Raw genomic sequence first — 26,012 nt, 5'->3', positions numbered from 1 at the left:
GTATCCCACTTTCAAACGGGGAAGAGTATTGGCGCGCCGAGAAATTGAGAGCGAGCTGCGTTCTGACGCTTCGGTCGGCTACTCTCCAGATGATGCATTCGGAATCATCAGAATGAACTCGACGTTCGTTGAGTTCATTGAAAGGACGTTCAAGCTTAAGGGAATGGCCGTCACCGCTATGTGCTCGGTATTCATTCTCTTTGAGATGATTATCATGGCCTTCTCTCTTCATAGCCTTTACAGCCATCCAGCTATATCTCTGGAAGAGAAGGTGGCTCTCAGTATTGCTATGACCGCTGTGCTTGGCGGGCTGGGTGCCATGATGTGGATGTTGCTGCTCCGCAACGACCTCTTCCAGTACACCCACTACCCGGTTCGCTTCAATCGCATTACCCGCAAGATCTACTTCTTCAGGCACAACGGGCCAGACGGTGTGACTGTCGTTCCCTGGGGTTCTCCCTGCGCCTTCTTCCACATCGGCCGTGGCGCGCAGAATCCTGAGCTACGTGACCTTAGGTGCCATCTGCTCGATCGCAATCGGCAGATACAACAGACCTTCACCGTCGGACACTTCTGGCATCACGACGATCACATTCTCGAGCAATGGGCATTGATCTGCCGCTACATGCAGGAGGGCCCGGAATGCTGCTATGACGACCCGTTGGACCGGGTCATCACGCTCTCGGCGGATCCAACGATCCGCAACTGCTGGCTGATGGTCATCCTGATGATGGGCACCGCGCTGATGCCGTTGCGTACCAATCTGATGTTCCCGATCTACGGCGCGCTGACGCTCTGCCGGTGGCTGACCTTCAAGACCTGCCGCAAGCCGGTGTTCCCACCGGAGATCGAGGCAGAGTGCCAGATCGATCCGGAAGATCCCTATCGACTTCCAGAGCCACGGTTCATGGCGGAGTTCGCGAGTGATCCGGCGATCTATGCGCGCGCGTTGGAACGCCACAAGGAACGGATGATGTGGCGTCCGGAGAACTAGATCGCCCGGCATGGTCCGGCGTTACCCGGGGCAGCGGCGCGAATCCCTGTTCACCTACGCGCCAACCCAGCTTTCATCCAGCCCCATACCGCGCCGGCGTCACCCCCATCTCGCGCTTGAACACGGCGATGAACGCACTGGGCGTGTCGTAGCCCATCGACAGCGCAACACTGATCACCGACTCACCCATCAGCAGGCGTGGCAGCGCCAGCAGCACGCGCAGTCGCTGCCGCCACTGGCTCAGCGTCATGCCGGTCTCGGCCAGCCAATGGCGGGCGAGGCTGCGGCTGGACAGCCCGCCGCTGGCGGCCCAGCCCTCGATGCTGCGGTTGTCGTGCGGGGCGCGCGCCAGTGCGGCGGCGATCCGCCGCAGGCGTCGGTCGCGCGGTTGCGGCAGGGCAAGCGGTAGCGGTGTGCTGGCAGTGATCTCATCGGCGATCACGCCGGCCAGGCGTTCCTGCGCCGCGTCCAGTGTCCGATGCTGCCATTGCAGCGCCCGCACCGTCGCGGCCTGTAACAGCGTGCTGGGCTGGAAGATGCGCGGTGTCGTGGGCAGTTCCATGCAGGCCGCAGCGCTGAAGTACAGGCTCCAGCCATCGAACCCTTCCGCGCCCACCAGTGCGTGGGGCAGCAAGGGCGGAATCCAGGCGACGTGCCCCGCTGGCAGCAGCCAGTGCAGGTCGCCGGCCTCGATCCGCAGCAGGCCCCGATGTGCGCCCAGCAACTGCCCGCGCGCGTGCTGGTGGCGGGCCGTGCGGCGTCGTCCGGGCACACGCAGCTGGGAGGCGAGCACGCTGGGGCCGCCTTCGGTGTTCGCCAAAGTGGGGTCGATCAAGCGCGTTGGTGTCTGATCTGCCATATCGGTTGGCAGTTATACGGCAGAAACGTCGACGCGCGGGCGCCACACTGGGCGCCCAATCTCACAGGAGCACCCTCATGCAGCCACAGGACATCCTCCCTGACCATCAGAACGAGGTGCAGGTGAACGGCCTCACCGTGCGCAAAGGCAGCGTCGGTGCCTTCCTGGCCAGCGTCCGCCACTGGCAGGATCCGGCCAGTTCGGCTGCCACCCGCGCCACTGCCGAGGCCGACCTGCGTGCACTGCTGCCCGGCCTGCACGCGCTGGGCCTGTTCCAGATCCTGGCCGCGCGCGACCCTGCGCTGCAGCGGCTGATCGATGCGGCGGCCTGAAACGCACAAGGCCCGGGCATGCCGGGCCTTGGCGTCAGGGAGGGGCGGAAGCGACTTAATCCCCTCCGTCCCCTTATCTGTTGTCAGCCGCCCGGTGCGAATACCAGCGTGCGGCGGGTGGTGACCGGCGCGCCGACCGGCTCGAAGCGCCAGCGCTTCACCGCGTTCAGCGCCTCGCGATCAAACACGCGCGACGGGGTTGCACGCAGCACGCGGGCGTTGATCACCGAACCGTCCGTGCCGACCGTGATTTCCACCAGCACCTCGCCGGAGGTACCCGCACGCAGCGCCTCGGCCGGATAGCGCGGTGCCGGTGTGCTGACCGGGCGCAGGTTCGGTGCAGCAGCGGCAGCCGGTGCGGCGGCCTGGCGTGCGGCACTGGCCTGCTGGGCAGCGGCCTGCTGCTGCTTCTGCTCGGCCTCGCGACGGGCGGCGGCCTGGCGCTCAGCCTCCTGGCGCTCGTTGTCGCGGCGCGTGGCATCCTGCTGCGCGGCAATCTGCTTGGCGGCGTCGGCTTCCTTGGCGCGCTGCTCGGCCAGGCGCTGCTGCTCGGTCTGCTGCTTGCTGCGGTCCTCGGCGTCCTTCTTCGCCTTCTCGGCTTCGGCCTCGGTGCGCTTGGCGGCGTTCTGCACGCCCTTGGCCAGGCCATCCTTCAGCCGCGGCAGTGCCGGCGCGGACGCATCCACTTTCTCGATCAGTGCCACCAGCCGCTGCGCTTCGGTGAAATCCTCGCGGCCCAGGTGCTGTTCGGCGGCGATCAGGGTGTAGGGCAGCAGGTCGGTCAGTGCGCTCTTCACCGACGCATCGTCCGGCGTCTTGTCGCGCAGGGCGAGGTAGTACTCGATGGCGTTGTCGCCGGCCGGGGCATACATGCGGTTCTCGCGCAGGGCCTGGCTGGCCGACTCGCGCAGCTGTTCGGTGCCCATCGACTGCACCTTGGCCGCGACCGCCGGGGCGGCCGGCGCGGTGGCCGCCGGTGCGGAACCCGGTGCCGGTGCGGGTGTTTCCTCCTTGCCCGAGCAGGCGGCCAGCGCCAGTGCCAGGGCAACCGGCAGCCACCGGCGCGCGGCGGTGATCGTTGAGACGTGCGACATCCTGCTCCCCTCTAGAAGACGACGTGACGTAAATCATTGATACGCATGGCCGGGACCTGCGGTCCGGGCGCGGCAGGGTGGCGTTTCCCGACGCCACCGCCGGCAACGGCGAGGGTGCAATCTAGCATCCCGGCCACCGCCGCGTACAAGGGGCGATGGCCGGGACGGGGCAGCAGCGTCATGCCGCTGCCGGCAACGACATCAGTGGTCGTGCGGCTTGCTGTGGCTGTTGGACATCAGCTTGTCGGTCCAGGCGATGCCGATGGCCGACAGGATGAACACGCAGTGGATGATGGTCTGCCACAGCACGCCATCGGGGGTGAAGGTCGAGCAGGTCTGCTCGCCGATGTTGGCCGCGGCCGATGCCATCCGCTCCGGCGGGCACAGCGGGATGCCGCCCAGCGCGCCACTGGCGATGAAGGTCTTCAGCAGATGGATCGAGGAGATGCCGATGATCGCCATCGCCAGCTTCACTTTCAGCACGCTGGCGTTGACGTGGCTCAGCCATTCCGGCTGGTCCGGATGGCCTTCCAGGCGCAGGCGCGAGACGAAGGTCTCGTAGCCGCCGACGATCACCATCACCAGCAGGTTGGAGATCATCACCACATCGATCAGGCCCAGCACGATCAGCATGATCTGCTGTTCGCCCATCGAGGCGGAGTGTGAGATCAGGTGCCACAGTTCCTTGCCGAACAGGAACACATAGACGCACTGCGCCACGATCAGGCCCAGGTACAGCGGCAGCTGCAGCCAGCGCGAGGCGAAGATCAGGGTCGACATGGGGGAGATCGGCGGACGGTTTGCACTCATGCGGGGGATGCTGCGTTGCGGGGGAGTGGCGAGGTTACTGGCCCGCCATGACGGTGCCAACCCAACTCACGCACTAGACTTCAGGTTCCCTTCCGTACCCCGAGCCGCTGCCATGATCGACCTGTATTACTGGCCCACCCCGAACGGCCACAAAGTGACCCTGCTGCTGGAGGAAGCCGGCCTGGAGTACCGCATCCACCCGGTCAACATCGGCTCGGGCGACCAGTTCAAGCCGGAATTCCTGGCCATCTCGCCCAACAACAAGATGCCGGCGATCGTCGACCACGCCCCGGCCGACGGCGGCGCGCCGCAGAGCGTGTTCGAGTCCGGCGCGATCCTGCTGTACCTGGCCGAGAAGACCGGCCGCTTCCTGCCCAGCGACGCGCGTGGCCGCGTCACCACCCTGGAATGGCTGTTCTGGCAGATGGCCGGGCTGGGCCCGATGAGTGGCCAGATGGGCCACTTCAACGTGTACGCACCGGAGAAGATCCCGTACGCGATCGAGCGCTACGACAACGAAGTGCGCCGCCTGCACGGTGTGATGGACAAGCGCCTGGCCCAGCATGCGTTCCTGGCCGGCGAGGAGTACACCATCGCCGACATGGCCAGCTACCCGTGGATCGGCGCCTACGACAGGATTCCGGTCGATTTCGCCGCCTTCCCGAACCTCAAGCGCTGGCACGAGGCGATTGCCGCGCGCCCGGCCACCCAGCGGGCCTACGCCCTGCGCCAGCAGGTGAACCCCAACGCCGGCAAGCCGCTCAGCGACGAAGAACGCAAGCACCTGTTCGGCCAGCGCTGACCCAGGACGGCGTCATCCACGCATGGCGTGGATCTACTGGTGGTGGGTGCCGACCGTTGGTCGGCACTCCTTATGGGCAGAAGGTCATGCTGCCTTCCCGCACAGGCTTGGTTAGGATGGGGGACGACCGCTCCGCGTCCATCGCGGGGGCGGACCTGCCGTTTGCCGGGATCCTCCATGCGCCACCTGTTCGCTTCGCTCGCCCTCATGCTCGCCACCACAACCGCTGCCCACGCTGAAAAGCTGACCCTGGAAGCCATCACCGGCCCGCTGCCGCTGTCCGGCCCGACCCTGATGAAGCCCAAGGTGGCACCGGACGGTTCGCAGGTCAGCTTCCTGCGCGGCAAGGACAGCGACCGCAACCAGCTGGACCTGTGGAGCTACGACATCGGCAGCGGCCAGACCCGCCTGCTGGTCGATTCCAAGGTCGTGCTGCCGGGCACCGAGACCCTCAGCGACGAGGAGAAGGCCCGCCGCGAGCGCCAGCGCATCGCCGCGATGACCGGCATCGTCGATTACCAGTGGTCGCCGGACGCGCAGCGCCTGCTGTTCCCGCTGGGCGGCGAGCTGTACCTGTACGACCTCAAGCAGCAGGGTGCCGCGGCCGTGCGCCAGCTGACCCACGGCGAAGGCTTTGCCACCGACGCCAAGCTGTCGCCGAAGGGCGGCTTCGTCAGCTTCATCCGCGGCCGCAACCTGTGGGTGATCGATCTGGCCAGCGGCAAGCAGCTGCAGCTGACCGGCGACGGCAGCAGCACCATCGGCAACGGCGTGGCCGAGTTCGTCGCCGACGAGGAAATGGACCGCCACACCGGTTACTGGTGGGCGCCGGATGATTCGGCCATTGCCTTTGCCCGCATCGACGAAGCGCCGGTGCCGGTGCAGAAGCGCTACGAGGTCTATGCCGACCGCACCGATGTGATCGAACAGCGCTACCCGGCCGCCGGCGATGCCAACGTGCGCGTGCAGCTGGGCGTGATCGCACCGGCCGCCGACGCGCAGCCGCGCTGGGTCGACCTGGGCAAGGAACAGGACATCTATCTGGCCCGCGTCGACTGGCGCGATGCCCGGCACCTGAGCTTCCAGCGCCAGTCGCGTGACCAGAAGCGGCTGGACCTGGTGGAAGTGGCCCTCGATTCCAACCGCCAGCGCGTGCTCGCCCACGAGACCAGCCCGACCTGGGTGCCGCTGCACAACAGCCTGCGCTTCCTGCAGGACGGCAGCGTGCTGTGGTCGTCCGAGCGCACCGGTTTCCAGCATCTGTACCGCATCGACAGCGCAGGCAAGACCACCGCGTTGACCCAGGGCAACTGGCCGGTGGACGAACTGCTGGCGGTCGATGAAAAGGCCGGCAAGGCCTACTTCCGCGCCGGTATCGACAGCTCGCGCGAAAGCCAGATCTACGCGGTGTCGCTGCAGGGCGGCCAGCCGCAGCGCCTGTCCAAGGCACCGGGCATGCACAGCGCCAGCTTCGCCCGCAATGCCAGCGTCTATGTGGACAGCTGGTCCAACAGCAGCACGCCGCCGCAGATCGAACTGTTCCGCGCCAATGGCGAGAAGATCGCCACCCTGGTCGAGAACGACCTGGCCGATCCCCAGCATCCGTATGCGCGCTACCGCGATGCGCAGCGCCCGGTCGAGTTCGGCACGCTCACCGCAGCCGACGGCAGGACCCCGCTCAATTACAGCCTGATCAAGCCGGCCGGTTTCGATCCGTCCAAGCGCTACCCGGTGGCGGTGTACGTCTACGGCGGTCCGGCCAGCCAGACCGTCACCGACAGCTGGCCCGGCCGTGGCGATCACCTGTTCAACCAGTACCTGGCCCAGCAGGGCTATGTGGTGTTCTCGCTGGACAACCGTGGCACCCCGCGCCGTGGCCGCGACTTCGGTGGCGCGCTGTACGGCAGGCAGGGCACGGTGGAAGTGACCGACCAGCTGCGCGGCGTGGCCTGGCTGAAGCAGCAGCCGTGGGTGGACCCGGCGCGCATCGGTGTGCAGGGCTGGTCCAACGGCGGTTACATGACCCTGATGCTGCTGGCCAAGGCCTCCGACAGCTACGCCTGCGGCGTGGCCGGAGCCCCGGTCACCGACTGGGGCCTGTACGACAGCCACTACACCGAACGCTACATGGACCTGCCGGCGCGCAATGAAGCCGGTTACCGCGAGGCGCGCGTGCTGACCCACATCGACGGCCTGCGCTCGCCGCTGCTGCTGATCCACGGCATGGCCGATGACAACGTGCTGTTCACCAACTCGACCAGCCTGATGAGCGCGCTGCAGAAGCGCGGCCAGCCGTTCGAGCTGATGACCTACCCGGGTGCCAAGCATGGCCTGTCCGGCGCCGATGCCCTGCATCGTTACCGCGTGGCCGAAGCCTTCCTGGGGCGTTGCCTGAAACCCTGATCCATAGCCGGGAAGGAGCCCGCCGATGACCCTGCCACCGCCCATTCCCAGCCACTGCACCCGACCCGCCGGATGGTGGAGCCGGCACTGGCGCTGGGCGATGCCCCTGACCGTCGTGATGGTGTTGGGCGTGGCCGGCGGCATCGTGGCCTGGAGCGTGCTGCGCTGGAGCGAGGCGGCACGCGCGAGCCCGCCGATGCGCGAGGCGTTGCGGCGCGCCGGCTGCAGTGTCGAACTGGTGGAAGCGTTCGGCGAACCCCTGCGTACCGGATCGATGCCGCTGGGCAGCATGCAGACCGCGATCGACGGCCAGCGCGACGTCGGCCTGACCGTGGCCCTGGAGGGCTCCCGCGCGCACGGCCGGTTGTTCGTGCAGGGCAGCCGCCGCGATGACGTGTGGGATTACCCGGTGATGTACGTGCTGGGCGAGAACAAGCAGACCTTCGACCTGAGCGCGCTGGATGACGATGAAGCCGCGGACGAGTGCGCGCTGCAGGAATGCCGTGATCGCGGCGAATGTCCACTTACCGCAGCGCTGTGACTTCCGAGGGCAGGCCACTGAGGGACGTCGGCCGGGCAGCGTCGACTGGGTAGAGTCGACTGGGTAGAGTCGACTGGGTAGAGTCGACTGGGTAGAGTCGACTGTTAGTCGACTACTCTCCGATCAGATAGCGAAAAACCCCGCGCTGCGCGCGACCGTCGACTGACAGTCGACTCTACGCCCCGGCAGGTTTCCGCGGAGCCGGCCGTACAACCCGGTCGCCATGACTTCCCGCAGATTGTCGCCATCGCCCTGAGCGCGTAGGGTGCGGGCAACCCTGTCCTGGAGTGCACCATGAAGCCGATTGCGCTGGCCGTTGCCCTGGCCCTGACCGCCGCCCCGCTGCTGTCCGCCCCGCCGGCGCTGGCCGCACCCACCGCCAAGGCCGCCACGCCGGCCAGCCCGGCCTGGGTGGCCCGCAGCAATGCACTGGCGCAGATCCTGCTCGATGCCCAGGGCCCGTTCCAGCCAGAGGAAACCGGCTTCTTCGGCGTGCCTGGCTATGACGACAAGGTGGCCGATCTCGGCCCCGACAACGACAAGCGCTACCGCGCGGCGATGGCCAAGGCGCGCGACGAACTGAAGGCGAAGCTGGCCACCGAGAAGGATCCCAACGTCCGCCAGGACCTGGAGATCATGATCCATGCCGCCAACCAGAACATCGAAGGCAGCGAGCTCAACGAGAAGTATCTGCTGCCGTGGAGCGACGCCCCGCAGACGGTGTTCAGCGGCCTCAACCTGCTGCTGTCCGACCAGGTGCCAGCCGAGCGCCGGGCCAAGGCGATCGATCGTCTCAAGGCCTATGCCGGCCTGCAGCCGGGCGGCACCGCCTTCACCACGCTGGCGCGCCAGCGCTACGAGGAGCGGCTGAAGGACAGCAGCCTGCTGCAGCCGACGAAGATCGAAGTGCAGCAGTCGCTGGACAACGTCGAGACCTACATCAGCGGCATCGAGTCGCTGCTGAAGAAGTACCAGATCGCCGGCGCCGATGAAGCGATGAAGACGCTGGCCGGGCAGATGAAGGACTACGCGGCGTGGACGCGCAAGGACGTGCTGCCCAAGGCGCGCACCGATGCACGCCTGCCGGCGCCGCTGTACGCCTACCAGCTCAAGCAGGTCGGCATCGACATCGACCCGAAGCTGCTGATGCAGCGCGCGCAGCTGGAGTTCATGGAAACCCGCTCGACGATGCAGCAGCTGGCGCCGTTGGTGGTGAAGGACAAGGGCCTGAAGGTGGCCGACCCGAGCGACCCGGTGGCGGTGATCCGCGCGCTGAAGGCCGACAAGATTGCCGACGACCAGCTGGAAGGCCACTACCGCAAGGTGATCGATGCGATCGATCCGCTGATCCGCGAGCATGCCATCGTCGATGTACCCAAGCGCGCCATGCAGATGCGCCTGGGTTCGGCGGCCGAGAGCGCGGCCAGCCCGGCCCCGCACTTCCTGCCGGCGCCGCTGGTCAACAACACCGGGCAGCAGGGCACCTTCGTGCTGCCGCTGGGCAACCCGGCTGCCGGCCCGGGCGCACAGTACGACGATTTCAATTTCGGTTCGGCCGCCTGGACCCTGAGTGCGCATGAAGGCCGCCCCGGCCACGAGCTGCAGTTCACCGCGATGGTCGAGCGTGGGGTGTCGCTGGCGCGCACCATGTTCGCGTTCAATTCGGTGAACGTGGAAGGCTGGGCGCTGTATGCCGAAGCCGAGATGGTGCCCTACGAGCCGCTGGACGGGCAGATGATCGCCCTGCAGTTCCGCCTGCTGCGTGCGGCGCGCGCAATGCTCGACCCGATGCTCAACCTCGGCCTGACCGACCGGGCCAATGGCGAGCGCGTGCTGATGGAGCAGGTGGGTTTGTCCAAGGCGATGGCCACCCAGGAACTGGACCGCTACATGGTGCGCATGCCCGGCCAGGCCGGCAGCTACTTCTACGGCTACACCCGCATCCTGGAACTGCGCATGCAGACCGAGCTGGCTCTGGGCGCGAAGTTCGACCGCCTGGCGTTCAACAACTTCCTGCTCGACCAGGGCCTGCTGCCGCCGGACCAGCTGGCCGATGCGGTGAACAAGGTGTTCGTGCCGAAGTACAAGCGCTGAGCATCACCGGGTAGTGCCGGCCGCTGGCCGGCAACCGGTGTTGGTAGATGCCGACCTTGGTCGGCGCTGTGGGTTCGTGCCAACCAAGGTTGGCACCTACCAGAGCGATGCGTCGGTTGTTGCAGGGGTAGTGCCGGCCGCTGGCCGGCATTCCCATGGCGCAGGGAATCCTGAGGTTGCCGGCCAGCGGCCGGCACTACCGAATCGCATCACCGTTGCGGTTGCGGGGTGATCACCTGTGTCGGCAACCGCGCCGGCGGTGCCGGGTTCGGCACCCAGATCGCCACGCCGGCGGCACGCTTCTGCGTGGTCGGAATGCCAATGCCGACGCCACCGCCGACATGCGAACCGAAGGTGCCGGCACCCACCGACATGCCCACCGGCGAGCCGCTGCTGCCCACGCCCATCAGCACCACGCCATTGGCGCCCAGTGCCGCCGCTTCTCGCTTCAGGCGTGCCACTGCGGCATCGGTCTGGCCCTGCGTGCCGAACCCGACCGCCGAGGCCGACTCCAGCTGGGCAATCTCCTGGGAGCCGGCCGGTGGCGTCGAATAGATCTGCACCAGCGCCGGATCGATCGGTGCCCGGGCGCGGCCCAGCATCACCTTGGAAGTACTGGCGCAGCCGGCGCTGACCAGCAGGATGGCCGCCACCGCGGCCCAACGGATGTTCATGGCACGACCCCTGTAGGACTGGTTGCGATCATCGACGGGCCACTCTGAATCGGCGCCAACACCCGCCCGTGGGCAGGCACCGCAGACGCTAGCACGGTGCCGGTGACAGCCCCGCCAACGACAGTAGGCGGCGGCCCCGGGAACGATTATGGTGGAGCCAGGAACCAACTGCAGGAGGGCGGCATGGGTGTGATCAGTCTGTTGTGGGGTGTGTTGGCGCTGCTGTGGATGATCCTGGCGCTGATTCCGCTGCTGGGCTGGGGCAACTGGTTCCTGATCCCGTTTGCCGCCGTTGGCGCGGTGATCGCCGCGCTGGGCATCCTGTTCACCCACCCCAGCAAGCGTGGCCGGGCCTGGGCTGGGCTGGTGCTGAACGGCATCGTGGTGGTGGTCGGCATCCTGCGCCTGGGCTTGGGCGGCGGCGTGATCTGAACCGCCGGCGGGTGCGACCGGGCGTCGCAGGCGCACGGCCGGTGGCCGGGCAGGGGCGTACAATGAATGACTGCGCGAGCCCCCCGCGTGCCTGTGAATCCGCGCCTGGCGCGGCTGCCCGATGATCATCCGACCCCGTCCCCACGGCTGGCAACTGCTGTACATCCTGCGCGGCTCGATCGTTCCGGCGATCGCGCCGAAGGTGCTGGCCATCCTGATCCTGTCCATTGCCGTGGCGGCGGTGGTGGAGCTGGCGCCGCCGACCGGCATCGAGCGCTTCTCGGTGACCCCGTTCACCCTGCTCGGCCTGGTCCTGTCGATCTTCCTCAGCTTCCGCAACAGCGCCTGCTACGACCGCTGGTGGGAAGGGCGCAAGCTGTGGGGCCAACTGGTCTACGAATCGCGCTCGCTGGCCCGCCAGGTGCACCTGCTGCTGCCTGACGATGCAGGCCGCCGCCGCCGCATCGCCTACCTCACCACGGCCTTCGCCCATGCCCTGGCGGCGCGCCTGCGCGGGCGCGTGGTGGCGCTGGCGGCCGTGCCTTGGCTGGACAAGCCGCAGCGCGAGCAGCTGGGCCAGCGCGAAAACGTCCCTGACGCACTGCTGGCGATGATCGCCGCCGAACTGGCCCAGTCGCTGCGCAGCGGCGAACTGGACCCGATCCTCTACACCCAGCTGGAGCAGCGCCTGCACGCGATGTCGTCGATCCAGGCTGGCTGCGAGCGCATCCTGACCACGCCGCTGCCGTTCGCCTACACCCTGCTGCTGCACCGCTGCGCGTGGATGTTCTGCGTGCTGCTGCCGTTTGGCCTGGCCAGCTCGCTGGGCTGGGGCACGCCGGTGCTGTCGGCGGTGCTGGCCTACGCCTTCTTCGGCCTGGACCAGCTGGGCGAAGAAATGGAAGACCCGTTCGGCCTGGAGCCGAACGACCTGCCGCTGGACGCGCTGGTGCGCACCATCGAGATCGACCAGCTCGACGCGCTCGGCGAACGCCCCTTGCCCGAACCCCTGCTGCCGCAGGGCTACCTGTTGCAATAGCCACTCCTCGGAGCCTGCCATGTCCCATCCGCTGTACCGCCCGCGCCGCATGCGCCACGACGAGTTCTCGCGCCGCCTGATGCGTGAGAACACGCTGACCACCGACGACCTGATCTACCCGGTGTTCGTGCACGAACTGGCCGGCCGCACCGCAGTGCCGTCGATGCCGGGCGTGGAGCGGCTGTCGATCGAGGAACTGCTGAAGGTGGCCGAAGAGGCGCTGGAGCTGTGCATTCCGGTGATCGACCTGTTCCCGGTGATCGACCCGTCGCTGAAGTCGCTGGATGCCTCGGCCGCTTGGTCCGAAGACGGTCTGGCGCAGCGCGCGATCCGTGCGCTGAAGTCGCGCTTCCCGGAACTGGGGGTGATGACCGACGTGGCGCTGGATCCGTACACCACCCATGGCCAGGACGGCATCATCGACGACAAGGGCTACGTGCTCAACGACATCACCGTCGAGGCGCTGGTCAAGCAGTCGGTGTCGCATGCCGAAGCCGGCGCGGACATCGTCTCGCCGTCGGACATGATGGACGGCCGCATCGGCGCGATCCGCCGCGCGCTGGACGCCGAGCACCACCTCAACGTGCGCATCATGGCCTATTCGGCCAAGTACGCCTCGGCGTTCTATGGCCCGTTCCGCGATGCGGTGGGCAGCGCGGCCAGCCTTGGCAAGGCCGACAAGAAGACCTACCAGATGGACCCGGCCAACGGCGACGAGGCCTTGCGCGAGATCGCGCTGGACCTGGAAGAAGGCGCCGACATGGTGATGGTCAAGCCGGGCATGCCCTACCTGGACCTGGTGCGCCGGGTGAAGGAGACCTTCGGCGTGCCGACCTTCGCCTACCAGGTCAGTGGCGAGTACGCGATGATGAAGGCCGCCTTCGCCAATGGCTGGCTGGACGAGCGCGCCTGCGTGCTGGAGTCGCTGCTGGGCTTCAAGCGCGCCGGCGCCGATGGCGTGCTGACCTATTTCGCGCCGCAGGTGGCGCGATGGCTGCGCGAGCGCTGACAATAGCGCCTCGATAGACGGAGGAATGCGCGATGGGACCCGAACTGGGATGGATGCAATGGTTGATCTGGGGCATCGGTACGCTGGTGTTCGGCGCCATCATCGTCGGTGTCTTCATCGCCGCCTGGCGGGCCGGCAAGCGCCCGCCGGAGCAGCTCTCGGCCGCCCGCCACGTGGCCCGTGAGCAGGCCCTGCCGGAGAGCGTGCAGGCCGAACTGGCCGCGCTGAACCAGCGCAAGGACAACGGCCAGCTGAGCGAGGTCGAGTACGAGCAGCAGCGCGCCAAGGTGTTGTCGCGCTGACCCTCGCGTTCTGGTAGCCGCCAACCTTGGTTGGCGCTTGCACACGTGCCAACCAAGGTTGGCATCCACCAAACGGCCATCCACGCATGGCGTGGATCTACCGGTAGCGCCGTCAGCGAGCGCCCGGCACGCACCCCGGCACCGCCGCCACCTTCGGCACCGCCAACCGGTACACGTCCACGCCACCGGCACGCGGCGCTTTGGCCGCACTGCTGGCCACCAGCATCTCGCCCGGCTTGGCGCTGTCGATCACCGGCGCGCCGGTCCAGCCGCCGGCCTGGTTGAACGACAGCCCCAACGGCTGCAGCGCCGCGCCGCTCCACGCACAACTGGTGCTCCATACCTGCGCGGTCGCGGCGCTGCCACGGCTGAACACCACCGCGCCGTCATGGCCCAGCCAGTCACCGTCGGTCTCGTCGTCGGCAGTGTTCAACGCGGTCAGTGCGCGGGCCGGGCCACGCGCGCCCTGCGCGTCCAGAGGTGCCACGAACAGGTCCCAGCCAGCGCCACGTCCCTGCTGGCGGGCAAACAGCAGCCGCTGGCCATCCGCGCTCAGGGCCGGCCCGCGCTCCGCCTGGCGCCCGGCGTCGCCGGCCAGTGGCTGCGCACTGCCCACCCGGCCATCGGTTGCCAGCGCGGCCCGGTACAGCGCCAGCCGGCCATCGCGCCCGGCCGCGAACAGCAGCCAGCGCCCGTCGCGGCTGAAGTACGGATCGACCACCTCGCCGGCCACGTCCACCGGCACGGCCTGCGCCTGCTGCCAGCGGCCGTCGACCACGCGCGCCTGCCACAGCCCCCAGCCCGCCTCGCCACGGCGGGCGAAGACGATGCGCTGGCCATCGGCGCTGATCGTGGCGCGGCCCTCGTCGGCGCGGGTGGAGACCACGCCCATGCCTTCGATGCCGTACTCGTTCAACGCCATCGCCACGGGGGCAGAGAGTAGACTGGCGGCGAGCACCAGCAGGGGCGGGGTGAGACGCATCATCCAGGTCCGTGCACGAAAGAGCATCAGTCTAGCCAGCTTGAGGATTCCATGACCGACCGTTACGCCGTCTTCGGACACCCCGTTGCCCACTCGAAGTCGCCGCAGATCCACGCTGCGTTCGGTCGCCAGGAAGGCATCGCGATCGACTACCGCACCATCGATCTGGCCCCGGAGGCGTTCCTGGCCGGCCTGGAGGCCTTCGCCGCAGAGGGCGGTGTCGGCGCCAACGTCACCCTGCCGCACAAGGAAACCGCGTTCTCGGTATGCACCACGCTGACCGCACGTGCGCGCCGCGCCGGCTCGGTCAACACGCTGCTGCGCAAGGGCGACCGCTGGCACGGTGACACCACCGATGGCATCGGCCTGGTACGCGACCTGACCGACCGCCACAGCCTGGACCTGCGCGGTCGCCGCATGCTGCTGATCGGCGCCGGTGGTTCGGCGCGCAGCGTTGCCCCGGCGCTGCTCGATGCCGGCATCACCGAACTGGTGGTGGTCAACCGCACGCCGGAACGCGCCGATGAACTGATCGACGCCATGGGCGAACCGGGCCGCGCGATCAGCCGCTACTGGGAAGACCTACGCGAGCTGGGCGATTTCGAACTGATCGTCAACGCCACCTCGGCCGGCCGCGACCGCGACGTCGAGTTCAAGCTGCCGCTGTCGCTGGTCAACTCGATGACCACCGCCGTCGACCTGAACTACGGCGAAGCCGCCATCGCCTTCCTGGCCTGGGCGCGCGCGGCGGAATGCCGCAATACCGTCGATGGCCTGGGCATGCTGGTCGAACAGGCCGCCGAGAGCTTCCTGCAGTGGCATGGGGTGCGCCCGCAGACTGATGAGGTCTACCAGTCACTGCGCCAGGGCGCGGCCGTGCTGGCCGGCGAGGACTGAGCGATGGACAACGCAACCCTGCTGATCACGGTGCTGAGCATGGTGGGCGTGCGCCTGCCGGTGCTGATCGCGCTGTGCGTCGGCCTGGTCTGGGTGGTGGGCGCACCGCGCGATGCCACCCGCACCGGTGCGCTGGTGGGCCTGCTGCTGTTGCTGCTGGCCAGCCTGGGCGGCATGGCGGCGGGCATCCTGCCGATGTGGATGGTGCGCAGTGGTGATTTCAGCGCCGTGTCCAGCCTGAGCACTATCCTCGGCGTGCTGCACTTCGCGCTGGCGATGGTCGAGGCGCTGGGCGTGGTGCTGCTGGTGTGGGCGCTGGTGCGCCTGCTGCGCACCCGCACGATCCCGGCGGCCTGACCGTTGGCGCCGGCCCGGCGCATCTGCCCCACCCACGGCGCGGCCATTGGACCGTGACCGCCAGCGGGCGTCGTCGCTGGCCCGTTCAGGGTGGCAGCGGCGGTGAATGCGGCCGGCCATGCGACAATGGCCGGCCTGATCCAGCCACGGTAGTTCCCGGCGTGACCGAAACTGTCGCCGCTCCGCGCACGCTTGATGACGCCTTGAAGGACGCGATCCGCAAGGCGTACACGACGCTGCAGGCCAATACGCCCGGCTTTTCCACCCGCCGCTCGCAGAGCCAGATGATCGGCGTGGTGTCGCGCGCGCTGTCCAGAAGTGGCGGCGTCGGCGTGGTCGAGGCGCCCACCGGCGTCGGCAAGAGCCTGGGCTACCTCACCGCGGGTGTGCCGATCGCGCTGGCCAGCAAGAAGAAGCTGGTGATCAGCACCGGCACCGTGGCCCTGCAGTCGCAGCTGGTCGAGCGCGATATTCCCAACTTCCTCAAGGCCACCGGCCTGGAAGCGACCGTGGCGCTGGCCAAGGGCCGCACCCGCTACCTGTGCACGCGCAATGCCGCCGAGGCGCAGGGCGAGGGCTCGCAGGGCGGCATGTTCGAGGATGACGCGCCGCTGTTCGACCGGCCGCTGGCGCCGATCGAGATGGACATTGCCAAGCGCCTGACCGACGCCTTCACCGGCGGCAGCTGGGATGGCGACATCGACAACGCACCGGAGACCATCAGCCCCGGCCTGCGTAGCCGCATCACTACGCCGGCTTCGGGCTGCGCGGGGCGTCGCTGCGCGTATTCGGCGCAGTGCGCGGTGCTGCGTTCGCGCAACACCGTGCGCGATGCGCAGATCGTGGTCACCAACCACGCGCTGCTGCTGTCGGCACTGTCGATCGGCGACAGCGACAACGGTCAGCCACTGATCGCCGCGCCGTCAGACATGCTGCTGGTGCTGGACGAAGGCCATCACATCGGCAACGTGGCCATCGACCAGGGCGCGGCCAGCCTGGCACTGGATGAAATGGCCAAGCGCACCGGCCGCCTGCAGATCCTTATCGCCGGTGCCTACCGCGCGGTCGACAAGGACCGCCTCGGCAACCTGCTGCCGAACGAGGCGATCGAGGTGGCCAGCAACGTGGCCAAGCAGCTGCGCGCCTTCCGTGACCACATCGAGCGGGTGTGGATGCCGGCGCCGGCCGACGAGGAACCGATGTGGCGCGCCGCCAACGGCCGCCTGCCCGAGGCCTGGCGCGAGCCGATCGAAGCACTGGCCGACGATACCCGCAGCCTCTACAACTGGGCGCATGCGGCCACCGCGCAGGTAGCCAAGGGCAAGCCGGACGATGCCGCACGCGAGCGCCTGCAGCGCAACCTGGGCATGGCGCTGGAGATGATCGAGCAGCAGTACAACCTGTGGCAGGCCTGGCGCCGCGAGGACAAGGACGGCGCGCCGCCGATGGCGCGCTGGGTCACCGCCACCCGCGACGGCGATCTGGTGCTGCACGGCTCGCCGGTATCGGCCGCGCACGTGCTGCGCAAGCTGCTGTGGGATGAAGTGGATTCGGTGGTGATGACCTCGGCGACGCTGACCGGTGGTGGCGATTTCCAGTCGCTGGCGATCGACAACGGCATCCCCGAAGAGGCCGAGATGGTCTCGCTGTCCTCGCCGTTCGACCTGCCCAACCAGGCCGAGCTGATCGTGCCGAAGTTCCCGGTCACCCCGGACGACCGCGAAGGCCATCCGCGTGAAGTGGCACGCTATCTCGACACCGAACTGGACTGGGCCAAGGGCTCGATGGTGCTGTTCACCTCGCGCTGGAAAATGGAGAAGGTGGCCGGCCTGATGTCGGCCGCGCGCCGCAAGCAGGTGCTGGTGCAGGGCGAGATGTCCAAGACCCGCCTGATCGACGAACACCTGCGCCGCGTCGCCGCCGGCGAGGGCTCGGTGCTGTTCGGCCTGAACTCGTTCGGGGAAGGCCTCGACCTGCCCGGCGAGGCCTGCACCACCGTGGTGATTACCCAGGTACCGTTCGCGGTGCCGACCGATCCGCAGACCGCCACCCTCAGCGAATGGTTCGAGGGGCGCGGACTGAATGCCTTCAACCTGATTGCCATTCCGCACGCGCTGCGCACGTTGACCCAGTTCGCCGGTCGCCTGATCCGCACCTCCACCGACACTGGCCGCGTGGTCATCCTCGATTCGCGGCTGCTGACCCGCCGTTACGGCAAGCGCATCATCGACGCGCTGCCGCCGTTCAAGCGCGTGATTGGCTGAGGCGCTCCGGTAGCGCCGGGCCGTGCCCGGCGGAAAAAAGGGGACGGAGGGAATTAAGTCGTTTGAGGCACAAACGACTTAATTCCCTCCGTCCCCTTTTCTACCGCCGCAATGGCAGCCATTGCCCTTCGCTGGCGCTACGCCATAGCCATTCCACCGGCCCGAAGCGATGGCCGCGCAGCCACCACGCACTCGCCCACAGTTGCAGCGGGAACACCACGGCCGCTACCAGCACCGGCCACAGCCCGTGCAGTGGGCCGATGCCCAGCCCGAAGCCGGCAAACAGCGGCACGCAGATCGCGCTCTGCAGCAGGTAGTTGCTCAGTGCCATGCGCCCGGCCGGAACGAACACGCGCAGTACGCGTTCAGCCCACGGGCGCAGATAGAGCAGGGCAAAGATCGCCGCCGCCGCGATGCCCAGTGCCAGTGGTGCAACGCGGTACGAAACGCGCAGCAGATAGCCCGGTACGCCACCGCGCAACGCCGGCCAGGCCTGCTTGAGTGCATCGGCCGTAGCATCGACCCACAGGAATGCGGCGCCCAGCAGCAGCCCACCTGCGGCGAGTGAACGCAGCAGCGGCAGATGCGCCTGCGGCTGCTGCAGCAGGCCACGACGGCCAGCCCAGTAGCCCAGCAGGAAGCGCCCGAGCACGAAGAACAGCAACGCCCAGTTGCTCAGCTTCAGCCACGCCGCCAGTTGCAGGTTGCGCCACCACGCCTGGGCCAGAGTGCCGTTGGCCAACGCATCGAGCGCCATGGCATTCATCTGTGCGCGTGGGGTCAGCAGGGCCACCCAGTCGCGGATCCACGGCGACAGCAGGGGCGGCAGCAGCAGGGCGATGGCCACGCCGCTGACCAGCAGGGCGCGATTGCCAAGGTGCCGGAACAGCGGCAGCAGCAGGCCGACCACCGCATACACCAGCAGGATGTCGCCCCACCACAGCAGCACCGAATGCAGCAGGCCGATGACCAGCAGCACGGCCATCCGCCGCAGGTGCGCGGCCATCCGGCCCGGGGTGTTGCCCTCCATCTGCATCGCCACGCCCATGCCGAACAGCAGCGAGAACAGGGTGATCGCCTTCATGTCCAGCAGCCCTTCCATGCCGGTACGGATGGCATGGTCGAGCGCAGCGCTGGGCAGGGCCTGCTGCGCGCCCTCGGTCATCAGCGCGTCGAGCGAGAAGAAGCGCAGGTTGACCAGGAACACGCCGAGCAGCGCGAATCCGCGCAGGGCGTCGATGAGGGGCTGGCGCGGCGGGCGTTGGATCATGTCGGGCAGGGTAACGGATGGGCGCACAGCGATTGCGGTTTCAGAGTTGTCTGATTGCCGGGTGTAGGGGAATCGGATAGAACTGGCTGGCCGAGCATCGGGCGGAAGGGGAAGGTGCGGTTCGGCCCAAAGGTACGCCAGTTGATCAGCGTCATCCGCTTCAGTGGAATGAAGTGTCAGCAAACAGGTGGGAAGTCAGGTCATGAATGAGCGTCCTGTTCCGGAAGCAGCTCTGGAAGATGAGAATTCAGTTGAGATGCTTCGAGTGTGGATTGCTGCAAAAGCGCTCCATTGCTCGATGAAGGTTGGACTGTACAAAGAGACCTCCAGGATCTCGGAGGAGAAGGCATGGGGCGTGATCCTGGCAGATGTTGCGCGCCATCTTTCGAAAGCGCTTGAATCGGGTTATGGCGTAGATGCGCGGATTGCGCTCAGTGCAATCAGGGAAGGGTTCAATGATGAACTCAATGAGCCGACCTCGGACGTTGATGGGGGTTTCTTGACAAGGAACTGACCGCAGGAAAGTTCCCAAGTCCTACAAGGAAGCCCGCCAACGGGATGCCTGTCGCTGGGATGGGGCCGGTTCAGGGCGCAGGGAAGTCTGATCTGCGCAGCTCGGTAAGGATGGCAGCAATGCGAATCGACATGCCGCCAACCTTCCTTGCAAGGATGGTCCGGCAAAGGGCTCTGACACCACCTGGCATCATCCTGCGGGAAGTAGCGCTCCAACCACGATGATCAGATACGAGAAGGATCAGGCGATATGGCTGCAGGCTCATCGAAAGATCTTCTGCATGGAACACTGTCTGATGCGCAGCCGCCTGACAGTCCTATTGTGGCTGAAGGCTGGGCTGGGATTGCTTTCGACAGAAATCGCCATGAGTACTTCGCCCCTGAAGACGTATGGATTGCGTGGTTGGATGTGCACGTGAGCCGCCCATCTTCATCGAAACAGATTGAGATTGTTTCGTTCAAGGATGTCGAAGCGGATAGGGACGGATTCTTTTCCGCGCCCAGCCTTTGTTCGTTGCATGAATTCCTTACCGGGGATGCGCGCTTCCTTACTGACCACCATGTGCTGTCCCGCTCAAGTGAGTGGGTGGTTCGTCTCGATCAGGATGTGACTCTCTTCGCGGCCAAGGTGGATTTTGTTTCGGAAGTGCTGGCGCGTTTGGGCGGCCTGAATGATGTGATGGCACGAATGATCGAAGACTTTGATCCGGGAGCGGGGGATCCTGCGGGGTTGAATGGATTTCTCCTTGAGATTACCAAGGGCCTGCGAAGCTAGCCTCGCAACCGCGCGGTGAGTATCCCGAACCGGGGCCTGTCGTGCCAATGGCGTCCGAGTACCGTCTTGAGCAGAGTGCAAAGGGTGTGCCGAGGAGAAGGCTCGGGGGCTCAGGAACAAGTCGAAGCGGGAAGAAAACGGGTGAGGTGTTGAATGTGGTATTGCGCACATGCAATTTTCTACTACAGCTATGTAGGTCAGAGCTCCTACGTTGTTCATGAGAACGTCTATCTTGTTTCAGAGGATGATGAGGACAAGGCAATGCTGCGGGCGCTGAAATTGGCGGCCGAGTACGAACAGGTCGGTGAGAATAGCCATCTGGAGATCGAGGGGCGGAAGGCCGAGTACCGATTCGCTGGAATCAGAAAGCTTATTTCGGTTGACTCGGATCTGGAAGATTCATCGGAGCTGCGGGAGTTGACAGGTGAGGTTACCTACTCGGTATTTGAGGTGGCCAATCTTTCTGATGTGGAGGCTCTCGCGGCTGGGGTGGCTGTATCAGTCAACTATCGAGAGTAGTGGGGAGGCTGATGGGGCAGCTCTCGCTTTGGGTCCAGTATTTGATTGGCTGGAATGTCGCCACTCTATTTCTCCGATTGAGTGGCGAAAAAGCGCGGGTGCTGCTGCCACTGCATGTAGGCGACAGGGTTGGACGTTGACTGCTGGGAAAGAGATATGGCTGTAAGAGGGGCAGAAGGTCGCGAGCGGCAGAGTCGTGAACATCTTCGTCAATCGATCATTTCTCCGCTGCGGTTCATTTGAGCTGCTGCGGGATGGCAACAACATCGCGTACACCGGTCCGGAGACCCGCGTGACCGCTGCCAACACCAACTACTGCGCCACCACGTACCAGGTGCGCGCGTGCAATGCGGGTGGATGCTCGCCGTGGTCCACCCCTCCGATGACCCAGGTACTGGAGATCCGGGATGGCGTCTGAACACTTCTTCCGTCCTGCGGCAGCCATCTGCGCATGGATCTGTGGTGTTGTGCTGCTGGGGCTTCTCTGGGCAGGGTCTGCCGCAGCCCAGACGGTCACCTACATCCATACCGATGCCCTGGGCTCGGTGGTGGCCGAGACCGATGCCAACGGCAATGTGATCAAGCGCTATGACTACGAGCCCTACGGGGCCATGGTCGGTGGTGAGGTCACGGATGGGCCCGGGTACACGGGTCATGTGAGCGACTCGGCTACTGGGCTGAGTTACATGCAGCAGCGGTACATGGATCCCCAACTGGGAGTGTTCCTGTCGGTTGATCCGGTGACGGCGTATGAACAGCCTGTCGGGCAGTTCAATCGGTATCGATATGCGAATGGGAATCCGTATAAGTTCACGGATCCGGATGGGCGGTCGGCCACATGTGGTGAGAGGTCATGCGTAATCGAGTGCGCCAGCGGATTCGCGTGCGCCGTGGACTATGTATACGTTGGCACGGTGTATGGAGGAAGGCTGCTTCGGAATGCGGTTGAGTCGATCCTGCCAGCCATGCAGCAGTCTCAATCACCTGAAGGTGATGCTCCTGCATTGCCCGGAGGGTTGGTGGGAACCGAAGACAAGGGAAGTAGGCAGCAGGGAGGGCGTGTCAATAACGGCCCGCTGGCCCCGGACAATGGTGGGGTGGGGGATGGACTGAAGGATTTCGGTACTTTGACTGGCGGGAAGTTCGGTCCAGCGCCTGAGGGTTCACGATTGCCGGAGGGGGCGCAAGTTGGTGAGAACGGAGTAATCTATCGACCAGGAAATGCAGGTTCTGGCCCTCGAATCGATGTTCCAGCGAATGGTGAAAAGCCTCATGAAACACTTCATTATCCCAAGCCGCCTCCGCCGCCAGAGAGGTCGGGCCCGTGAGCAATCTTATTGATTTGTTGGAGTCGCGTCTGGCCGATGGCGCCGATGTCTACGTAGATGCGGGCGTGAGTCCGAGCGAATATCTTGAAGAACTTGCGAATGACATCAGGCGAAATGCATGTCAGCCATTTGAGCTGTCTGCGGTGGTAATGGCGCCAGGTATCCCGGGATTTGATGATGGTGAGGTGATATCTGGGATGTGCGTCGCGAAGGACGCGGGGCGTTGGTTGGTGTACCGGGCAAAGGAAGATCTCTTCTATGCCTTCTGGGGAGCAAGGCCCGAGCAGCTTGGAGCTCACGGCATTTTTGGAAGTCCGTTGTACTGCTGGTCAGCGTGACGAAGGAGCGAGAGGCCGGATGAGGCTGCTGCGTTCTGCGTTACATCGACGATCCTAGCGGCAACGCGATCGAACGCTATGACTGCGAGCGCTGCTGGAACTCGATAGGCAACCAGATCGTGCATGGAGCGCCGCCTGGTATTACCCAGGAGCCTATCGCAGAGCTCGATCTGCTGGTGCTGGTGCATCCTTCCCAGACTCCATTGATTGAATTCACCAGCCGCTTTCCTGTCTTTTCAGTACCAATCTCTGCTCCAGCGATTCTTCGGGAACCTCAGAGGCTCTGGGCCCAATCATCGAGGAGCCGGGATCGAAGAGATTATTGATTTCGTCCGGTCCATCACTGGCCAGGGCGGGTGCATCCGAGGGCCGAGGAGCCGTTGAGACATCCCATGATGCTTCAGACAATCTTTGCTGTGGGTTTCGTGTCGGTCGTCTGCTATGTGATCGCGTTCCTCCGATTCGCCAGGCGCTTTCCTCGGCTTTACCCTGAGCTGTGGAGGACTCTGGGCTGTCCAGAGGCATTCGGGTTGCGTGGCCAGTCCACCTATCTGGCCGTTGTGCTGGGTTTGGAAAGCAAAGCACCGCGCCGGGCATTACAGCAGCTGCGACGCGAGATGGTGGTCATGAGAATTCTTCTTGGATTGACTCTGCTTGCGTTCATCCTGGCCGCAACCATGACCGGATGACAGGAGCCAGGCTGTCAGCCACAACCCACCCAAGGCAATTGGATAACGCGTGGTCTGACCGGATGCCTGTGGGCTTCTGTTGGCATGAAGACGGCGGAATGCCAAGAGCCTCATCCGGGATGAGGCCGCAGGCACTGTGCTAACCGCCTTCAAAGCAGCCGCCAGCCCTGCTGGTCTGGAGCAAGTAGATGCAGATTGAGTTCTATCCGGAGTACTACGATGGTTTGATCCAGGGCGTACTGTCCGATGAAGGCCGTCTGTTCTATGCCTTCTGCATCCACGCCGATTTCCCGGATGTCGGCCAGGACCGTGCCTACTGGGTGATCCCGATCGATGCCGTCGAAGACCAGCATCTTCGCTCATGCCTGCCGCAGGCAGGGGACGGGGCACTGGATGCCTTCTTCCGCTCCGTGTTCCTGGACAGGCACGGCGTGGTGCTGGAAGGCGATCCTGAGTCGTGGAGCAGCACGGGCCTGCGTTTCGGAACCCGTGGCGATGCCTACGCGGCTTTCGTCCGTCGTTCCTCGCTGGAGGTGCTGGCGAGTGCTCGAGCGCGGATGGAGGTGCGCTAGCGGGGTCAGAGCCCTTTCTGCGAAAGGGATCTGACCCCAGGGCCACTCAATCGCCCAGCAGGGCGGTGTTGCGTACCGCGCCCTTGTCGGCGCTGGTGGCGAGCAGGGCGTAGGCTTTCAGCGCGCTGGTAACCTTGCGCGGTCGCGGTGCGCGCGGCTTCCAGCCACGGGCATCGGCATCGGTGCGGCGTTGCGCCAGCGTGGCCTCGTCCAGCAGCAGATCGATGCGGCGTGCCGGAATGTCGATGCGGATGCGGTCCCCGTCTTCCACCAGACCAATCGTGCCGCCGCTGGCCGCTTCCGGCGAAACGTGGCCGATCGACAGGCCCGAGGTGCCGCCGGAGAACCGGCCGTCGGTCAGCAGCGCGCACTGCTTGCCCAGCCCCTTCGATTTCAGGTAGCTGGTGGGGTACAGCATTTCCTGCATGCCCGGGCCGCCCTTCGGGCCTTCGTAGCGGATCACCACCACATCGCCGGCCTTCACTTCGTCGGCCAGAATGCCGGCCACAGCCGCGTCCTGGCTTTCATACACGCGCGCCGTGCCTTCGAACACGTGGATCGACTCGTCCACGCCTGCGGTTTTCACCACGCAGCCATCCACCGCCAGATTGCCGCGCAGCACCGCCAGCCCGCCTTCGGCCGAATAGGCATGCTCGACGCTGCGGATGCAGCCTTCGGCGCGGTCCACGTCCAGCGTGGGCCAGCGCGTGGCCTGGCTGAAGGCGACCTGGGTGGGAATGCCGGCCGGACCGGCGCGGAAGAACTCGTGCACGCTCTGTTCATTGCTGACCGCCACGTCCCAGCGCTCGATGGCGTCAGCCAGGGTGCGGCTGTGCACGGTCGGCACCGTGGTATCCAGCAGGCCGCCACGCGCCAGTTCGCCGAGGATGCCGTACACGCCGCCAGCGCGGTGCACGTCCTCCATGTGGTACTTGGGCGTGTTCGGCGCCACCTTGCACAGCTGCGGCACGCGCCGCGACAGCGCATCGATGTGGGTCAGGTCGAAGTCGACCTCGGCTTCCTGCGCGGCGGCCAACAGGTGCAGGATGGTGTTGGTGGAACCGCCCATGGCAATGTCCAGGGTCATCGCGTTGGCGAACGCGGCCGGGGTGGCGATGCCGCGCGGCAGCGCGCTTGCTTCTTCGCCGCCATACCAGCGGTGGCACAGTTCGACGATCAGGCGGCCGGCGCGCAGGAACAGCTGCTCGCGGTCGGCGTGGGTGGCCAGGGTCGAGCCGTTGCCGGGCAGCGACAGGCCCAGCGCTTCGGTCAGGCAGTTCATCGAGTTGGCGGTGAACATGCCCGAACAGGAACCGCAGGTAGGGCAGGCGCTGCGCTCGAACGCGGCCACCTTCTCGTCGGAGGCGCTGTCGTCGGCGGCCACCACCATTGCATCGACCAGGTCCAGCTTGTGCTCGGACAGCTGGGTCTTGCCGGCCTCCATCGGGCCGCCGGACACGAACACCACCGGGATGTTCAGGCGCAGCGCGGCCATCAGCATGCCGGGGGTGATCTTGTCGCAGTTGGAAATGCACACCAGCGCGTCGGCGCAGTGCGCGTTGACCATGTATTCCACCGAGTCGGCGATGATCTCGCGGCTGGGCAGCGAGTACAGCATGCCGTCGTGGCCCATGGCGATGCCGTCATCCACGGCGATGGTGTTGAACTCTTTGGCGACGCCGCCGACCTTCTCGATCTCGCGCGCGACCAGCTGGCCGAGGTCCTTCAGGTGCACGTGGCCGGGCACGAACTGGGTGAAGGAATTGGCGATGGCGATGATCGGCTTGTGGAAGTCGCCGTCCTTCATGCCGGTGGCACGCCACAGGGCGCGGGCGCCGGCCATGTTGCGGCCAGCGGTGGAGGTGCGGGAGCGGTATTCAGGCATGGCTGGCGGAACGGGCGGGCCGTACGACGTGGGGGTCGGCCGATCATGGCCAATTTTTTCGGTTGCTGCTGCAACCACCCGTTCTGGGTAGATGCCGACCTTGGTCGGCGCTGTGCCGTGTGTGCCAACCAAGGTTGGCACCTACCAGAGCGGTGTGCCGATGGGATCTGACCCCACGGCCGGACAAAAATGAAAGGCCGTTCATCTTTCGTACTTTGCTGATTCCGGTTGTTGGGGT

Annotated in this window: 28 protein-coding genes; 21 read left to right on the top strand and 7 right to left on the bottom strand. The window is 66.0% G+C overall.

Translation table 11 applies throughout. The features are described from left to right. Positions 1 to 112 precede the first annotated feature (112 nt). On the top strand, positions 113 to 994 hold the full coding sequence (locus C9412_RS15970; protein WP_107232546.1) for a DUF6708 domain-containing protein: 882 nt from the start codon (positions 113 to 115) through the stop codon (positions 992 to 994). A 73-nt stretch (positions 995 to 1,067) separates the two neighbouring features. Here the strand turns inward: C9412_RS15970 and C9412_RS15965 are convergent, their stop codons facing one another. Continuing rightward, on the bottom strand, positions 1,068 to 1,853 hold the full coding sequence (locus tag C9412_RS15965) for a helix-turn-helix transcriptional regulator (RefSeq protein WP_107232545.1): 786 nt from the start codon (positions 1,851 to 1,853) through the stop codon (positions 1,068 to 1,070). A 77-nt stretch (positions 1,854 to 1,930) separates the two neighbouring features. Here C9412_RS15965 and C9412_RS15960 point away from each other — a divergent pair, with 77 nt between their 5' ends. Beyond that, complete coding sequence (locus tag C9412_RS15960) at positions 1,931 to 2,185, top strand: hypothetical protein (RefSeq protein ID WP_107232544.1); 255 nt, start codon at positions 1,931 to 1,933, stop codon at positions 2,183 to 2,185. Positions 2,186 to 2,268: 83 nt separating this feature from the next. Here C9412_RS15960 and C9412_RS15955 read toward each other — a convergent pair whose 3' ends face one another. Beyond that, positions 2,269 to 3,279, bottom strand: coding sequence for an energy transducer TonB (locus C9412_RS15955; RefSeq protein WP_107232543.1), 1,011 nt, complete (start codon positions 3,277 to 3,279; stop codon positions 2,269 to 2,271). Between the two features lie 201 nt (positions 3,280 to 3,480). Continuing rightward, complete coding sequence (locus C9412_RS15950) at positions 3,481 to 4,089, bottom strand: TIGR00645 family protein (RefSeq protein WP_107232542.1); 609 nt, start codon at positions 4,087 to 4,089, stop codon at positions 3,481 to 3,483. Positions 4,090 to 4,201: 112 nt separating this feature from the next. Between C9412_RS15950 and C9412_RS15945 the strand changes: the two genes are divergently transcribed. The 4 genes from C9412_RS15945 to C9412_RS15930 all read left to right on the top strand — a co-directional run bounded on the left by C9412_RS15945 (position 4,202) and on the right by C9412_RS15930 (position 9,929). Beyond that, positions 4,202 to 4,891: a glutathione binding-like protein gene (locus tag C9412_RS15945; RefSeq protein ID WP_107232541.1), complete on the top strand. Its 690-nt coding sequence runs from the start codon at positions 4,202 to 4,204 to the stop codon at positions 4,889 to 4,891. Positions 4,892 to 5,068: 177 nt separating this feature from the next. Further along, positions 5,069 to 7,294 (top strand): S9 family peptidase, encoded by a 2,226-nt coding sequence (locus C9412_RS15940; protein WP_107232540.1) that lies wholly within the window; start codon positions 5,069 to 5,071, stop codon positions 7,292 to 7,294. A gap of 25 nt (positions 7,295 to 7,319) precedes the next feature. Then, positions 7,320 to 7,835 (top strand): cytochrome c oxidase assembly factor Coa1 family protein, encoded by a 516-nt coding sequence (locus C9412_RS15935; RefSeq protein ID WP_107232539.1) that lies wholly within the window; start codon positions 7,320 to 7,322, stop codon positions 7,833 to 7,835. Positions 7,836 to 8,129: 294 nt separating this feature from the next. Further along, positions 8,130 to 9,929 carry a DUF885 domain-containing protein gene (locus tag C9412_RS15930; protein ID WP_107232538.1) on the top strand — a complete coding sequence of 600 codons (1,800 nt, stop codon included), beginning with the start codon at positions 8,130 to 8,132 and terminating at the stop codon, positions 9,927 to 9,929. Between the two features lie 209 nt (positions 9,930 to 10,138). Here C9412_RS15930 and C9412_RS15925 read toward each other — a convergent pair whose 3' ends face one another. Further along, the gene (locus tag C9412_RS15925) at positions 10,139 to 10,603 is read right to left on the bottom strand and encodes a hypothetical protein (RefSeq protein ID WP_057497881.1); all 465 of its coding nucleotides are present in this window, start codon (positions 10,601 to 10,603) and stop codon (positions 10,139 to 10,141) included. A 183-nt stretch (positions 10,604 to 10,786) separates the two neighbouring features. Between C9412_RS15925 and C9412_RS15920 the strand changes: the two genes are divergently transcribed. The 4 genes from C9412_RS15920 (at position 10,787) to C9412_RS15905 (ending at position 13,385) form a co-directional block, all read left to right on the top strand. After that, entirely contained in the window at positions 10,787 to 11,035 is a 249-nt protein-coding gene (locus C9412_RS15920; RefSeq protein ID WP_006475755.1) for a hypothetical protein, read from the top strand. 121 nt (positions 11,036 to 11,156) lie between these two features. Continuing rightward, a complete protein-coding gene (locus C9412_RS15915; protein ID WP_107232537.1) occupies positions 11,157 to 12,074 on the top strand; it encodes a bestrophin family ion channel in 918 nt (305 codons plus the stop codon). 19 nt (positions 12,075 to 12,093) lie between these two features. Continuing rightward, on the top strand, positions 12,094 to 13,083 hold the full coding sequence (gene hemB / locus C9412_RS15910; protein WP_107232536.1) for a porphobilinogen synthase: 990 nt from the start codon (positions 12,094 to 12,096) through the stop codon (positions 13,081 to 13,083). Between the two features lie 32 nt (positions 13,084 to 13,115). Then, a complete protein-coding gene (locus C9412_RS15905; RefSeq protein ID WP_010482214.1) occupies positions 13,116 to 13,385 on the top strand; it encodes a hypothetical protein in 270 nt (89 codons plus the stop codon). A 112-nt stretch (positions 13,386 to 13,497) separates the two neighbouring features. Here C9412_RS15905 and C9412_RS15900 read toward each other — a convergent pair whose 3' ends face one another. Next, positions 13,498 to 14,370: a PD40 domain-containing protein gene (locus tag C9412_RS15900; RefSeq protein WP_107232669.1), complete on the bottom strand. Its 873-nt coding sequence runs from the start codon at positions 14,368 to 14,370 to the stop codon at positions 13,498 to 13,500. A gap of 48 nt (positions 14,371 to 14,418) precedes the next feature. Here C9412_RS15900 and aroE point away from each other — a divergent pair, with 48 nt between their 5' ends. The 3 genes from aroE (at position 14,419) to dinG (ending at position 17,885) form a co-directional block, all read left to right on the top strand. Continuing rightward, positions 14,419 to 15,264 (top strand): shikimate dehydrogenase, encoded by an 846-nt coding sequence (gene aroE, locus C9412_RS15895; RefSeq protein WP_107232535.1) that lies wholly within the window; start codon positions 14,419 to 14,421, stop codon positions 15,262 to 15,264. A 3-nt stretch (positions 15,265 to 15,267) separates the two neighbouring features. Then, entirely contained in the window at positions 15,268 to 15,621 is a 354-nt protein-coding gene (locus C9412_RS15890; RefSeq protein WP_107232534.1) for a hypothetical protein, read from the top strand. Positions 15,622 to 15,782: 161 nt separating this feature from the next. After that, positions 15,783 to 17,885 (top strand): ATP-dependent DNA helicase DinG, encoded by a 2,103-nt coding sequence (gene dinG, locus C9412_RS15885; RefSeq protein WP_107232533.1) that lies wholly within the window; start codon positions 15,783 to 15,785, stop codon positions 17,883 to 17,885. A gap of 100 nt (positions 17,886 to 17,985) precedes the next feature. Here the strand turns inward: dinG and C9412_RS15880 are convergent, their stop codons facing one another. Then, complete coding sequence (locus C9412_RS15880) at positions 17,986 to 19,155, bottom strand: DUF418 domain-containing protein (protein ID WP_107232532.1); 1,170 nt, start codon at positions 19,153 to 19,155, stop codon at positions 17,986 to 17,988. Between the two features lie 202 nt (positions 19,156 to 19,357). Here C9412_RS15880 and C9412_RS15875 point away from each other — a divergent pair, with 202 nt between their 5' ends. The 8 genes from C9412_RS15875 to C9412_RS15840 all read left to right on the top strand — a co-directional run bounded on the left by C9412_RS15875 (position 19,358) and on the right by C9412_RS15840 (position 23,889). Then, positions 19,358 to 19,669 carry a DUF5076 domain-containing protein gene (locus C9412_RS15875; protein ID WP_107232531.1) on the top strand — a complete coding sequence of 104 codons (312 nt, stop codon included), beginning with the start codon at positions 19,358 to 19,360 and terminating at the stop codon, positions 19,667 to 19,669. 249 nt (positions 19,670 to 19,918) lie between these two features. Then, complete coding sequence (locus tag C9412_RS15870) at positions 19,919 to 20,443, top strand: hypothetical protein (RefSeq protein ID WP_146160155.1); 525 nt, start codon at positions 19,919 to 19,921, stop codon at positions 20,441 to 20,443. Between the two features lie 153 nt (positions 20,444 to 20,596). Beyond that, entirely contained in the window at positions 20,597 to 20,962 is a 366-nt protein-coding gene (locus tag C9412_RS15865) for a DUF4288 domain-containing protein (RefSeq protein ID WP_107232529.1), read from the top strand. Positions 20,963 to 21,158: 196 nt separating this feature from the next. Continuing rightward, the gene (locus C9412_RS15860; protein WP_107232528.1) at positions 21,159 to 21,380 is read left to right on the top strand and encodes a hypothetical protein; all 222 of its coding nucleotides are present in this window, start codon (positions 21,159 to 21,161) and stop codon (positions 21,378 to 21,380) included. Beyond that, positions 21,370 to 22,290 (top strand): RHS repeat-associated core domain-containing protein, encoded by a 921-nt coding sequence (locus tag C9412_RS20955; protein WP_258190303.1) that lies wholly within the window; start codon positions 21,370 to 21,372, stop codon positions 22,288 to 22,290. Before C9412_RS15860 ends, C9412_RS20955 begins: the two co-directional genes overlap by 11 nt. Beyond that, positions 22,287 to 22,628 (top strand): hypothetical protein, encoded by a 342-nt coding sequence (locus C9412_RS20605; RefSeq protein ID WP_146160156.1) that lies wholly within the window; start codon positions 22,287 to 22,289, stop codon positions 22,626 to 22,628. Before C9412_RS20955 ends, C9412_RS20605 begins: the two co-directional genes overlap by 4 nt. Positions 22,629 to 23,020: 392 nt before the next feature. Next, on the top strand, positions 23,021 to 23,317 hold the full coding sequence (locus C9412_RS15845; protein ID WP_107232526.1) for a hypothetical protein: 297 nt from the start codon (positions 23,021 to 23,023) through the stop codon (positions 23,315 to 23,317). Between the two features lie 188 nt (positions 23,318 to 23,505). Next, a complete protein-coding gene (locus tag C9412_RS15840; protein WP_107232525.1) occupies positions 23,506 to 23,889 on the top strand; it encodes a hypothetical protein in 384 nt (127 codons plus the stop codon). Between the two features lie 46 nt (positions 23,890 to 23,935). On the opposite strand, the gene ilvD is transcribed toward C9412_RS15840, so the two are convergent. Continuing rightward, positions 23,936 to 25,774, bottom strand: a complete 1,839-nt coding sequence (ilvD, locus tag C9412_RS15835; protein WP_107232524.1) for a dihydroxy-acid dehydratase — start codon at positions 25,772 to 25,774, stop codon at positions 23,936 to 23,938. Positions 25,775 to 26,012: the final 238 nt, after the last annotated feature.

The sequence above is a fragment of the Stenotrophomonas sp. Nf1 genome, from assembly GCF_003028475.1.
Taxonomy (GTDB): Bacteria; Pseudomonadota; Gammaproteobacteria; order Xanthomonadales; family Xanthomonadaceae; genus Stenotrophomonas.
This window is presented reverse-complemented; position numbering and strand designations above follow the sequence as displayed.

Coding starts and splice junctions, on each gene's coding strand:
- C9412_RS15960 (WP_107232544.1), top strand. CDS start 1,931: ATGCAGCCACAGGACATCCTCCCTGACCATCAGAACGAGGTGCAGGTG.
- ilvD (WP_107232524.1), bottom strand. CDS start 25,774: ATGCCTGAATACCGCTCCCGCACCTCCACCGCTGGCCGCAACATGGCC.
- C9412_RS15870 (WP_146160155.1), top strand. CDS start 19,919: ATGGCTGCAGGCTCATCGAAAGATCTTCTGCATGGAACACTGTCTGAT.
- C9412_RS15925 (WP_057497881.1), bottom strand. CDS start 10,603: ATGAACATCCGTTGGGCCGCGGTGGCGGCCATCCTGCTGGTCAGCGCC.
- hemB (WP_107232536.1), top strand. CDS start 12,094: ATGTCCCATCCGCTGTACCGCCCGCGCCGCATGCGCCACGACGAGTTC.
- C9412_RS15930 (WP_107232538.1), top strand. CDS start 8,130: ATGAAGCCGATTGCGCTGGCCGTTGCCCTGGCCCTGACCGCCGCCCCG.
- C9412_RS15905 (WP_010482214.1), top strand. CDS start 13,116: ATGGGACCCGAACTGGGATGGATGCAATGGTTGATCTGGGGCATCGGT.
- C9412_RS15875 (WP_107232531.1), top strand. CDS start 19,358: ATGAATGAGCGTCCTGTTCCGGAAGCAGCTCTGGAAGATGAGAATTCA.
- C9412_RS15920 (WP_006475755.1), top strand. CDS start 10,787: ATGGGTGTGATCAGTCTGTTGTGGGGTGTGTTGGCGCTGCTGTGGATG.
- C9412_RS15965 (WP_107232545.1), bottom strand. CDS start 1,853: ATGGCAGATCAGACACCAACGCGCTTGATCGACCCCACTTTGGCGAAC.
- C9412_RS15945 (WP_107232541.1), top strand. CDS start 4,202: ATGATCGACCTGTATTACTGGCCCACCCCGAACGGCCACAAAGTGACC.
- C9412_RS15935 (WP_107232539.1), top strand. CDS start 7,320: ATGACCCTGCCACCGCCCATTCCCAGCCACTGCACCCGACCCGCCGGA.
- C9412_RS15950 (WP_107232542.1), bottom strand. CDS start 4,089: ATGAGTGCAAACCGTCCGCCGATCTCCCCCATGTCGACCCTGATCTTC.
- C9412_RS20955 (WP_258190303.1), top strand. CDS start 21,370: ATGGCGTCTGAACACTTCTTCCGTCCTGCGGCAGCCATCTGCGCATGG.
- C9412_RS15840 (WP_107232525.1), top strand. CDS start 23,506: ATGCAGATTGAGTTCTATCCGGAGTACTACGATGGTTTGATCCAGGGC.
- C9412_RS15970 (WP_107232546.1), top strand. CDS start 113: ATGAACTCGACGTTCGTTGAGTTCATTGAAAGGACGTTCAAGCTTAAG.
- C9412_RS15940 (WP_107232540.1), top strand. CDS start 5,069: ATGCGCCACCTGTTCGCTTCGCTCGCCCTCATGCTCGCCACCACAACC.
- C9412_RS15865 (WP_107232529.1), top strand. CDS start 20,597: ATGTGGTATTGCGCACATGCAATTTTCTACTACAGCTATGTAGGTCAG.
- C9412_RS15900 (WP_107232669.1), bottom strand. CDS start 14,370: ATGATGCGTCTCACCCCGCCCCTGCTGGTGCTCGCCGCCAGTCTACTC.
- C9412_RS15890 (WP_107232534.1), top strand. CDS start 15,268: ATGGACAACGCAACCCTGCTGATCACGGTGCTGAGCATGGTGGGCGTG.
- C9412_RS15880 (WP_107232532.1), bottom strand. CDS start 19,155: ATGATCCAACGCCCGCCGCGCCAGCCCCTCATCGACGCCCTGCGCGGA.
- aroE (WP_107232535.1), top strand. CDS start 14,419: ATGACCGACCGTTACGCCGTCTTCGGACACCCCGTTGCCCACTCGAAG.
- C9412_RS15845 (WP_107232526.1), top strand. CDS start 23,021: ATGATGCTTCAGACAATCTTTGCTGTGGGTTTCGTGTCGGTCGTCTGC.
- C9412_RS15915 (WP_107232537.1), top strand. CDS start 11,157: ATGATCATCCGACCCCGTCCCCACGGCTGGCAACTGCTGTACATCCTG.
- C9412_RS15955 (WP_107232543.1), bottom strand. CDS start 3,279: ATGTCGCACGTCTCAACGATCACCGCCGCGCGCCGGTGGCTGCCGGTT.